Source organism: Sorangium sp. So ce281 (assembly GCF_051527395.1).
Lineage (GTDB): Bacteria > Myxococcota_A > Polyangia > Polyangiales > Polyangiaceae > Sorangium > Sorangium cellulosum_B.
The window spans coordinates 2,789,324-2,800,809 of record NZ_CP150322.1 but is presented as its reverse complement, the minus strand read 5'-3'; the positions used below and the strand labels follow the sequence as shown (position 1 = coordinate 2,800,809).

Annotated in this window: 5 protein-coding genes; 4 read left to right on the top strand and 1 reads right to left on the bottom strand. The window is 74.7% G+C overall.

Annotated features, from left to right (window positions below; all coding sequences use genetic code 11):
• Window positions 1-99: 99 nt before the first annotated feature.
• Window positions 100-2,073 (bottom strand): hypothetical protein, encoded by a 1,974-nt coding sequence (locus tag WMF27_RS10705; RefSeq protein ID WP_437768959.1) that lies wholly within the window; start codon window positions 2,071-2,073, stop codon window positions 100-102.
• Window positions 2,074-2,318: 245 nt separating this feature from the next.
• Here WMF27_RS10705 and WMF27_RS10700 point away from each other — a divergent pair, with 245 nt between their 5' ends.
• From WMF27_RS10700 to WMF27_RS10685, 4 genes are read left to right on the top strand one after another with little or no spacing between them, the layout of a single operon-like run.
• The gene (locus tag WMF27_RS10700) at window positions 2,319-3,923 is read left to right on the top strand and encodes a TIGR02677 family protein (RefSeq protein ID WP_437768960.1); all 1,605 of its coding nucleotides are present in this window, start codon (window positions 2,319-2,321) and stop codon (window positions 3,921-3,923) included.
• Complete coding sequence (locus tag WMF27_RS10695) at window positions 3,920-5,212, top strand: TIGR02678 family protein (protein ID WP_437768961.1); 1,293 nt, start codon at window positions 3,920-3,922, stop codon at window positions 5,210-5,212. The genes WMF27_RS10700 and WMF27_RS10695 overlap by 4 nt, the downstream gene beginning before the upstream one ends.
• Window positions 5,209-9,339: a TIGR02680 family protein gene (locus tag WMF27_RS10690; RefSeq protein ID WP_437768962.1), complete on the top strand. Its 4,131-nt coding sequence runs from the start codon at window positions 5,209-5,211 to the stop codon at window positions 9,337-9,339. The genes WMF27_RS10695 and WMF27_RS10690 overlap by 4 nt, the downstream gene beginning before the upstream one ends.
• Window positions 9,340-9,399: 60 nt before the next feature.
• The gene (locus tag WMF27_RS10685) at window positions 9,400-10,668 is read left to right on the top strand and encodes a TIGR02679 family protein (protein WP_437768963.1); all 1,269 of its coding nucleotides are present in this window, start codon (window positions 9,400-9,402) and stop codon (window positions 10,666-10,668) included.
• The last annotated feature ends 818 nt before the right edge of the window (window positions 10,669-11,486 follow it).

The window sequence follows — 11,486 nt, the reverse complement described above, 5'->3', positions numbered from 1 at the left end:
TCAGCGGAAAATTGAACAGGGAGGCGGGGAGATGAAGGATTTCTCGCCTCGCCTCCCCGGCGCATCGTGGATTTTCTCGAATAAATTCGAGGAGATGCTTCAGAGCAGGTACTTGACCCCGAAGCCGAACTCGATGAACCCGAGCCCGGCCGGGTCCGAGACGACATCGTCCTTCTTGTTCCAGAGGAACTTGTAACGATAGCAGGCGCCGTCGCACCCCTCTTGATCCTTCTTCTTGAAGGGCGCCGCCAGGCGCAGGGAAGCGCCGGCGGAGACGACGAGGTGCTTCGAGAGGGCGGGCACGCCGACCATCACCTCGATCCGAGGGGTCACGGCGTTCAGGAGGACGCGGCCCGAATCCTCGTACTCGACCGCCTCCGAGCGCCGGAGCGCGAGCTCGCTCAGCGGGGCGAGGAGGTCGATGAAGGAGGGTTGGAGGGCGAGATAATAGGCATCCGTATAACGCACGACGCCGCGCAGGTTGATGGTGTTCGCGGACGGCACGATCCTCGGCGATCCGCCCTCGCCGTCGATGTAGCTCGGGCTCCACGACACGCGCAGCCCCATGTCGGGCCTGTAGAAGGCGTGACCCCACGGGCGATCCATTCCGCCCCCGGTGCCCAGCTCCCGGAGCACCTCGACGGACGCCTCCCGGAACGCGGCCCTGTCGGCGTCGGAAGGGTTCTTGTCGTCGACCGTCGCGAGGACGTAGACGATGACCGACTCGGCGAAGCGCCGGTAGATCTCGACCTGATCCCCCTCGCCTCCGGGCCGCGAGGAGAAGAACGTCCTGATCGCGCGGCTCGCTGCCTCCCCGTACTCGCCCTGGCCGGCGAGCCGGATCGCCGGCCAGAGGTCCGCCTGGAGGTCGCCGATCTTCGTCAGCGCCGAGGACTGTCGCTCGATCTGGGCGCAGACCTGGCCGATCAGGTCCTTGTCACAGAGATCGCGGAGCGCGCCGCCGGCGGCGCCGATGACGTTCACGAAGCTCACGAGTTCGAGGTTGTTCGCGCCGCCCCGCGTGCCGATGTTCCACTGGACCCGTAGGCGCTCGAGGTTGCTCAACCTGGAGCGCAGCTCCCGGGCACGAGCGGCTGCGTCTGCCTCGGCGGCGGCTGGCGCGGCGGGCGCGGCGGACAAGAGGACAGGGATGATCTCGTCGAGCTTCTTGCCACCGCGCAGGACGTCTCTCGTGACCAGGACCGCCTCATCCAGGAGTGTTCTCTTCACGGCGTCGTCCGTCACCTCGAGCGCCTTCACCGCGGTCGCCCCGACCACGACGGCGGCGGCCCTGATGAAGTGCTCCTCCGCCAGGGCGCCTTTCCTCTGGAGAATGGCGCGAACGGCGAACGCGAGCTCACAGGCGTAGCTGGTGCCTGACGCTGCGCTCGCGCCGCAATCCCGCTCGAGCGGCGACGGCGCGCCTGCGTCGGTGACGCCCGACGCGAGCTCCTCCTTGAGCACGGAGACACAGGTGTTCAACGACCGCGGATCGAGCTTGGTCCACGTCAGCTTGCTTGGCGCCGCGCGCTCGGCGCGAGCGTCGTCGGCGCTCGCGAACTTGTGCAGGAGCTCGATGCTCTGCGTCCCCTGCGGCCTTCTTATCTGGCCCTCGTTCGACGTGAGCCCGACGTAGACCATGTGCCCTGCGAAGCCTGCGGCCTCGTCCGTGACGCTCGTCCGGATCGCGCTGAACTGCCGCCGGAAGACCCGCTGGAGCGTGAGAGGGAAATAGGTGAGGATCGGGAACCCCCTCCTCAGGAGAAGCCTTAGCTCGTCGCGCCGCTTCTCGAGCGCGTCCTTCTCGGGGCCCGCCGCCGTGTCTTCGAGCTTGTCGACGATCCCTGCGTACTCTTGCAGGTGCTGATCCGCGCTCGCCAGGCGCGCCGTCTGACACACCAGGTTGGGTGCGACCGCCTCGGCGACCTCCCGCTGGATCAGATCCTCGATGATGTCCCTCACGTCCTCGTAGACCGCGTCAGCGATCTGCGCGCGCGCCGTTCCCGCGAAGCCGGTCACCGCCATCGCAGCGGCCGCGCACGAGGTCGCGATCTTCCGGTGATGTCTCGCCATGGCACTCTCCCGGCTGTCGCTCGATGGACGGCCAGCTCGATCCGAACTCCTCCGGACGGGGAGCCCCAAGAACAAAAAAAAACACCGTGCATGAGAATTCAACCAGGCAAATCGCAATGCACTCCATGCGCAGGCTTCGTGATGCTGCCGCGCGCCCCTCCATTGACGGCCACGCGACGCCGGTAGTAGGTAGCGCCGGCGTTCGATGGCGGGCCAACGCCCCGCGGCGCGAGCGTGCGGTCATCATGGAAGAGTCGCCGGCCAAGCTTCCAGCCTTCTCTTACCTGACGGCCGAGAACGCGGCGCTCTACCGCGCCATCATGCGCTCGTTCGTCGAGGCGCGGGAGCGCTTCGTGCTGCACCTCCGGCCGGCCGACGTCCTCCGCGCCGTCCGGGAGGTCGGCCTCGACCCGGCCGCCGTGGACGCGGCGCTCCAGAAGCTCTGCGAATGGGGGAACCTGCAATCCCACCTGGACACGGCGGATGTCGCGACCGTCGAGGAGTTCTACCGGCCGCGCTTCCTGTACCAGCTCACCCCGCAGGGAGAGGCGGTGGAGCGCGCGGTGGGCGCCTATTTCGAGGCGCTCGCGCAGCGCGGCGAGCTGAAGGCCGCGGCGCTCGACGACATCCGCACCTTGCTGGAGAGCGTCGCGCAGATGCTCTCCCGGCCGGAGCTCGACGACAGCGCGGTCCACCTCGCGCTCTCGGCGCTGCGCGCGCGCTTCGGCGAGCTCACCACGCAGGCGCAGGCGTTCATGGGCAGCCTCCAGCGCAGCATCGACCTGCACGCGGCCGGCGTGGCGAGCTTCCTCGCGTACAAGCAGCGCCTCATCGACTACCTCGAGCGCTTCGTCGGCCAGCTCGTCATCGCCACGGCGGACATCGCGGAGCTCCTCGGCCGCGTCGACGGCGCTGCGGCGCAGCGGCTCGCGGACAGCGCCGGCAGGCGCGAGGTCGCCGACGCGCTCGACGGCGAGGAGGCCGACCAGCGGGCCGCGGCCGCGCGGTGGGAGGCGCGGATCGAGGGCGTCCGCGGCTGGTTCATCGGCCGGCCGGGCGCGCCGTCGCAGGCGGAGGAGCTCAGGGCCCGCGCCCGCGCCGCCATCCCCGCCCTGCTCTCCGCCGTCGCGAGCCTGCACGACCGCCGCTTCACCCGCAGCGACCGCGCCGCCGACCTCCGCACCCTCGCCCGGTGGTTCGCCGAGGCCCCGAGCGACGCGGACGCCCACCGCGTCTGGCGCGCCGCGTTCGCCCTCGCCTCGACCCGGCACCTCTTCGTCAACGAGGAGGCGATGGCCGAGCGCGAGGCCGCGCCGGTCCCCGCCAGCCGCTCGTGGCTCGACGCGCCGCCGCTCCGCATCTCGCCGCGCCTCCGCGCCACCGGCCGGCACGCGCGGCCCGGCCGCCCGAGCGACGTGATCGACCGATCCCGCGAGAAGGCGCTGCTGCTCGCGCACGAGGACGAGGACGAGCGCGCCATCGCCGACGCGCGCGACCGGCTCGCCACGGGCCGGCCGACGCGCCTGTCCGAGCTCGGCCGGCTCGATCCGCTGGCCTTCGAGATGCTCCTCGACTGGCTGGGCGAGGCGCTCGCCGCGGGCGGCGGCGAGACCACCTCGGCCGACGGGGCGATCGCCATCTCCCTGGTCCCCACGAACGACGGCCAGGTCGCGACGGTGGAGACGCCATCGGGCACCTTCCGCGGACCGGATCACCTCCTGACGCTCCGCTCGCTCGCCCCGGACGAGGCGCCCCGGTCCCGGCATCGCGCGCCCGCCTCCGAGGACGCGGCCCCGTCCTGGCACCGCACGCCCGCCCCGCCGGGACCTTCGCCCGCGGAGCGCCCATGACGCGCGCCCTCGAGGCCCAGGAGCGCCACGAGCGGCAGAGGGCGCTGCGGGCCCTCCTGCGCCACCCCCTCCTGCCGGCCGCAGGCGCGCACGCCGCGTCGTTCCTGCTCGTGCGACGGCACGCCGCCGCGCTCCGCGCCTGGCTCGCCCGCTACCCCCGCTGGTCGCTGCTCGTCGAGCCCGAGCAGGCGCGCCTGCGCAAGACGCCGGCCGACCTCGCCGACGGCACGCGGCCGGCGCTCGACCCGCACCACGGCACCCCGTTCACGCGCCGCCGCTACGTGCTGCTCTGCCTGGCCCTGCTCGCGCTGGAGGGCGAGGACCGCCAGACCACGCTCGGGCGGCTCGCCGAGCGCATGGTGGGGTATTTCGCCGACGACCCGGCGCTCACCCGCGCCGGCGCCTTCGAGCTCGACGTGCAGGACCAGCGGCGCGATCTCGTCCACGTCGTCCGCCTCCTCCTCGATCTGCGCGTGCTCACGCGCGTCGCCGGCGAGGAGCAGGGCTTCATCGCCGATCAGCGCCGCGACGTGCTCTACAGCGTGAGCCGGCCCGCCGTCGCCGCCATGTTGAACGTACGCCGCGGGCCCTCGACGCTGGAGGCGACCGACGCCGCGGACCTCGCCGCGCGGCTCGCCGGCATCGTCGAGGAGCTCGCCCCGGAGACGGACGACGCCCGCAACCAGGCGCTGCGGGCCCGGCTCTTCCGGAGGCTCCTCGACGATCCGGTCGTCTACTACGAGGACCTCGCCCCGGAGGAGCGCGCGTACCTCACGACCCAGCGGCCCTTCGTCGTCGACGAGATCGAGCGGGCGACAGGGCTCGTCGCCGAGGCGCGGCGCGAGGGGCTGGCGATGGTCGATCCCGACGAGGAGCTCAGCGATCTCGCGATGCCGGAAGAGGGCACCGAGGGGCACCTGACGCTGCTCGTGGCGGAGTGGCTCGCGGGCCGCGCGCGCGACGGCAGGCTCGTCGGCCGGGCCGCGGTCGAGCAGCGCGTGGCGGAGCTCGTCGCCGAGCACCGCGGGCGCTGGAGGAAGGCGGCGCTCGGCGCGGGCGCCGAGGTGGAGCTCGCCGACAGGGCGCTCGATCGGCTCTCCGCGCTCCGCCTGCTGCGCTGGACGCCCGCGGGGGTCGCGCCGCTCCCCGCCATCGCCCGGTACGCCGTCGTCGCCCCCTCGGGACCGGCGGGCGCGCCGCGCTCCGAAGCCCTGTTGGCCGGCCTGAGCGCTCCGGCCGGCCGGGCCGACGGCGCGCCGCGCGCGAGGACGCCAAGGAAGACGCGATGACCCTGCCTTCCCCCGTGACCCGACGCTGGCAGCCGCTCCGCAGCGGGCTGCTCAACCTCTACCGCTACGACAGCGAGGAGTTCGTCTTCGAGGGCGGCCGGCTGCTCCTTCGCGGCAACAACGGCAGCGGCAAGTCGCGCGTGCTCGCGCTGCAGCTGCCGTTCCTGCTCGACGGCGAGGTGAGCCCCCACCGCCTGGAGCCGGACGCCGACCCGGCGAAGCGCGTCGAGTGGAACCTGCTCCTCGGCCGCTACGAGGAGCGGCGCGGCTACACCTGGCTCGAGCTCGGCCGGCGCGACGACGACGGGGCCGAGCACTACCTGACGCTCGGCTGCGGGCTGCACGCGGTCGAGGGCCGCGGGCTCGCGGGCAAGTGGCTCTTCGTCACCTCGAAGCGCGTCGGGCGCGATCTGTTCCTGCAGAGCGCCGGCGCCGCGATCGGGAGGGAGCGGCTGGAGGCGGAGCTCGGCGGGAGCGGCGAGGTGTTCACGAGCGCCGCGGCCTACCGCGCCGCCGTCGATCGCCGGCTCTTCCAGCTCGGCGATCGGTACGGCGCGCTGCTCGACCTCCTGATCCAGCTGCGGCAGCCGCAGCTGTCGCGAAAGCTCGACGAGGCGCAGCTCTCCAGGGCGCTCTCGACGGCGCTGCCGCCCGTGCCGCCCGCGGTCGTGGCCGACCTGGCCGAGTCCTTCAGGAGCCTCGAGGCGGATCGCGCGGCGCTCGACGGCTTCGCCGCGGCGAGCGCGGCGTCGTCGGCGTTCCTCGACGAGTACCGGCGCTACGTGAGGGTCGCCGCGCGGCGGCGCGCGGCCGCGGTGCGGAGCGGGCACGCCACGTACGAGGCCGTGATGCGGGAGCTGCGGGCGGCGGAGGCGGGCCTCGACGAGGCCAGGGCCGCCGGAGAGCAGGCGGCCGCGCGCGAAGAGGAGGCCGAGCGCGCGGCGCGCGGCGCGGCGCGCGAGGTCGAGACCCTGAGCCGGCGCCCCGAGATGGACCAGGCGCGCGCCCTCGACGAGGCGCGGGGGGCGGCGCAGGCCGCGGCGAGCGACGCGAGGGAGGCGGAGCTCGAGCACCGCCGGGCCGTCGAGCAGGCCGAGCGGCGCGGCAGCGAGCGCGAGGAGGCCGCCGCGAGCGCGCGCGCCGAGCGCGACGCGCTCGCGGCGACGGTCGCCGCGGCGGAGGGCGCCGGCGCGGAGGTCGGCCTGCCCCCGCCGGCGCTGCCCGGCGGCTGGGAGGCCGATCCGGGCGGCCGCGCGCTCCCGGGCGCGCAGGCGCGCTTCGACGCGGCCGTGGCCGAGCGCCGCCGGGGCGTCGCGCACCTGCGCAAGCTCGACGGCGAGCTCGCGTCGGCGCGCGCCGCGCGGGAGCGCGCCGACGCGGCGCTGGAGGGCGCGGCCGCGCGGCTCGAGCGCGCGCGGGAGCGGGCGGCCGCGGCGCTCGGGCACCGGGAGGCGGAGGCCGACGCGCTCGTCGGCGCGTGGCGCGCGTGGGCGCGCGGGCTCTCGGAGCTCCCGATCGGAGGCACGGACGTCGAGGACGTGGCCGACGCTGTCGCGGCGTGGGCCGAGCACGGCGACGGCGAGAGCCCCGCGGCGCTGGCGGCGCAGCGCGCGCTCGCCGACGCCCAGGGGCGGCTCGCCGCGGCGCGGGCCGAGGCCGATCGCGCCCTCGCCGTGGCGGAGGAGGCGCGGCGCGCGCTCGAGGAGGAGCGGGCCGCCCTCGAGCGCGGCGCGCACCGTGGCCCGGAGCCGCCGCCGTCGCGCGCGCCGGGCGCTCGCGAGGGGCGCCCTGGAGCGCCGCTGTGGCAGCTGTGCGACTTCGATCCCGGGCTCGACGCGGCCGGCCGGGCGGGCCTGGAGGCCGCGCTCGCGGCCGCGGGGCTGCTCGACGCCTGGGTGACGCCCGGAGGCGAGCTCCTGGCCGAGGGGGTGCTCGACACGGCGCTCTCGGCCGCCGGGGAGCAGGCGCTCCCGCGCGAGCAGCAGCTCGGCCGCTGGCTGCGCGCGTCGCCTGCGCTCGCGGCCGAGGGAGCGGCCGGCGCGCCGCCGGTGCCGCCGGACGTGGTGCGGGCCGTGCTGGCGCGCATCGGCGCCGGCCGCGGCGCGGGCCGGATCTGGGCCGACGTCTCGGGCAGCTTCGCGCTCGGCCCGCTGCACGGGGCCTCTGCCAAGGCCGAGGCGGAGCACGTCGGCCACGCGTCGCGCGAGGCGGCGCGGAAGCGGCGGCTCGCGGCGATCGAGGAGGCGCTCCGCGAGGCGGCGGCGGCGCGCTCGGCCGCCCTGACCGCGCGGGCCGAGCTCGATCGCCGCGCGCGCGTCGCCCGCGAGGAGGCGGCCAGCGCGCCGTCTTCCGCGGCGCTGCGGCGCGCGCTGGCCGCGGAGCAGGCGGCGGAGGCGGCCGTCGTCGACGCCCGCGCCGCGCTCGCGGAGGAGGAGGAGCGCGCGCTCTCGCGGCGGCAGCGCGAGGCGCAGGCGCTCGCGGAGCGGGACCGTGCCGCGGCGGACCTCGGGCTCGCGGCGTGGGTCGGGGCGCTCGACCGGCACGACGCCGCGCTCGCGGCGCTGGTCCACGCCGCGGCGGCGATGTGGCCGACGGCGCGCGGCGCCGCGGCGGCGCTCCGCCGCGCGCAGAAGGCCGAGGAGGAGGCGCGGCTCGCCGAGGGGCGCGCCGTCTCCCGCGCCGAGGCGCGCCAGCGGGCCGCCTCCCGCCTCCACGAAGCCGAGGTGCACCGGGACACGCTGGAGCGGACGACGGGGGCGCTGGTCGACGAGATCCTGCGCCAGCTCGCCGAGGCGCGGGAGCGGCGCGAGGCGCGCGACGCGGAGCACCGCGCGGCGCAGCGCGCGCACGGCGACGCGCGGGTGGCCGAGGCGCGCGCGCAGGCGAAGATCGAGCCGCTCCGCGACGGGCTCGAGCGCGCGGCGCGCGAGCGGGCGGGGCACGTCGATGCGCTCGCGGCGATGGCGCGGGCGCGGCTCCTGTCCGTGCTGGAGATGGCGGACGCCGAGCCCGGGAGCGAGGGGGCCGCCGCGTGGTCGCCGACGCGGGCGGTGGAGGTGGCGCGGCGGATCGAGGCGTCGAGCGGCGACGTCGAGCACGACGACAGGGCGTGGGAGCGGCTGCAGCGGGGCATCTTCCGGCACGTCGAGGCGCTGCGGGACGCGCTCCTGCCGCACGGCTACGGGCCGCAGACGACGAGCGAGGACGGCCTCGTCGCGGTGACGGTGCCGTTCCAGGACCGGACGTGGGCCGTGCACGACCTCCAGGCGATGCTGGCCGACGAGGTGGCGCACCGCCGGACGGTGCTCGACGCGCGCGAGCGCGAGGTGCTGGAGAACCACCTCATCGGCGAGGTGGCGAGCCACCTGCACGATCTGCTGCACCGGTGCGAGGCCATGGTGCGCGACATGAACCAGGAGCTCGCCGCGCGGCCGACGAGCACCGGGATGAGGCTCCGCTTCTCGTGGGCGCCGCTCGTGGACGGCCCGCCCGGGCTCCTCGAGGCCCGGCATCGGCTGCTGCGGGCGGGCGGCACCTGGTCGCCGGGCGACCGCGCGCTGCTCGCGCGGTTCCTGAAGGAGCGCATCGAGGAGGTGCGCTCTCGCGGCGAGGCGGCGAGCTGGCAGGAGCAGCTCTCGACGGCGCTCGATTACCGAGGGTGGCACGCGTTCGCGGTGGAGCGCCACCAGGACGGCGCGTGGAAGCGGCTGACGAGGCGCACCTACGGGACGGGGTCCGGCGGCGAGAAGGCGCTGGCGCTGACGATCCCGCAGTTCGCCGCGGCGGCCGCGCACTACCGCAGCGCGCACCCGCACGCCCCCCGGCTCATCCTGCTGGACGAGGCGTTCGTGGGCATCGACCCCGACATGCGGGCGAAGTGCATGGGGCTCCTCGCCGCGTTCGACCTCGATTTCGTGATGACGAGCGAGCGCGAGTGGGGGTGTTACGCGACGCTGCCCGGCCTGTCGATCCACCAGCTCACGGTGAGGCCCGGCATCGACGCGGTCGGCGTGACCCGGTGGGTGTGGAACGGGCGGGAGCGGGTGCGCTCGGCCGCCGCGGCGGCGCCGCCGGAGCCGCCGCCCGACGGCGTGACGGGGCCGCTGTTCGGCGGCGGGCTCTCGTGAGCGGCGGCGGCTCCTGGTGAGCGCACGCGATCGGCTCGTCGTGAGCGGCGGCGGCTCCTCGTGAGCGGCGATCGGCTCCTCGTGACCGGCGATCGGCTGCGGGCGGTGCTCGGCGCCCGGGAGCTCGGGTGGATCGTGGACAAGGCACGCCGGCGGCTGGAGCGCGGCGAGCCCGTGCGGGGCGCCGTGGTGCAGCGCCGCGACCCGACGGCCGCGGAGCGCGCTGCGGTCGAGCGTTTGTTCGGCCGGGTGACCCACGGCGGCGCGCTGCGGGTCTCGCTGGACGAGCTGGCGCAGCTCCTCCGGGACGCGGAGCTCTGCGCGGGCGTGGAGGCGGCGGTCGAGGCGCTGACGGGGCCGTTCGTGGACCGTCGCGCCGAGGCGGCGCGGCTCGAGGCGGGCTGGCAGGCGGTCTTCGACGAGGCCGCGGCGTCGGGCGATGGCCGGCCCGAGGTCGGCGTGTGGCTCGATGATCTTCGCGCGTCCGGCCTCGTGCGGCGGCTCTCGTGCGGCGACGTCGAGGCGGCGCGGGATCTGCTCCGGCAGGCCGTGTCGGTGGTGCGCCGCCTGCCGGCCGAGGGCCTGCCGCTCGCGGAGCTCGCGGCGGCGGTGACCGGGGACAGCCATGCGCTCGACGCCGGCGCGCCGCTCGGCGCGCTGGTGCTCCGGTTCGCGGCGGCGCTCTCCGGGGTGACCCGCTGGGAGCGCGCGGCGGAGCGGCGGGAGGCGTGGGACCGCGCGGGCGTGCTGCTGGACGATCTCAGCGCCCCGGTGCTGGTGCTCAACCTGGGAGCGGCTCCGGACAGCCTGGCCGGGCGGGTGCTGGCGATGCATGCGGCGGCGGGGGAGCCCTGCCGGCTCTCGGTCCGGCAGCTGTGGCGCGCGCCGCCGCGCCTCGAGGTGTCGGGGCGCGAGGTGTTCGTCTGCGAGAACCCGGCGGTCCTCTCGGCGGCGGCCGACCGCCTCGGGCCGCGCGGGGCGCCGCTCGTCTGCGTGGAGGGGCAGGTCCGGACCGCGGCGCGGCTGCTCCTGGAGCGGCTCCGCGGCGCCGGCGCAACGCTGCGGTACCACGGCGACTTCGACTGGGGCGGCCTCCGCATCGGCAATGTGGTGATCGGGAGGCACGGCGCGCTGCCCTGGCGGTATGGGGCCGCGGACTACCGCGCCGCGCCCAAGGGGTCGGAGCTCGCCGGGGCGCCCGTGGCCGCGGCCTGGGACGACGAGCTCTGCGCGGCCATGTGCGACGAGGGGCGCGCGGTGCACGAGGAGGGGGTGGTGGAGGCGCTGATCGAGGATCTACGGCAGGGAGAAGGAGAAGGCGCGGGCTGAGAGGGGGAGCGCGTCCGTTCTGCCTGGCGTGCACGGTCAGTTCGCGTCTCCGGCGGGGGAGGACTGTGCCAGGCGGCCCTGACCTGTGCCAAGTGAGGGGGGTCCGGCACCGGCACAACCGCAATGCATTGCGACACACCGGGGTCCGGACCCCCTCGAAGCGCTCTTCGGAGCGATTTTTCGCCGGGATTTGTGCCAGATGGCGCCTGAATTTGCGCAATTCTGTGCCAGATACCCCCTGAAAACGCTCGCTTTTGTGCCAGATGGGGGGTCCGGGACCCTCCGGACCGCTATCCACTGCGTTCGCGCGGGGTCCGGGACCCTCCAGACCGCTATCCACTGCGTTCGCGCGGGGTCCGGGACCCTCCGGACCGCAATCCACTGCGTTCGCGCGGGGTCCGGGACCCCTAGAGCGACAAACGGATTGAAACCACGAGAGAAAGCAGGAATTTCACAGGGAGGCGGGGAGGCGGGGAGCGAGAGACGGCAAGAGCGAGAGATTCATTTTTTTCTTCCTCCCCGACTCCTTGCCTCCCTGTGAAATTCTCCAGGTTTCAACGTGATCGGCATTCTAGGGATAGCTATCCACTGCGTTCACGCGGGGTCGCGACCCCTAGAATAGCGATCACGTTGTTCAACCGAGAATAAACCGCCAAGACGCCATAAGACGCCATAAGAACAACAAGCATCATGGCGTCTCATGGCGTCTCATGGCGTCTCATGGCGTCTCATGGCGTCTCATGGCACCCTGGCGATTCCAAATTCTGCGCTTTTCAGGCAGCTTCAACCCCCTTATCGCTCTACAGCGCTTTCCGCCC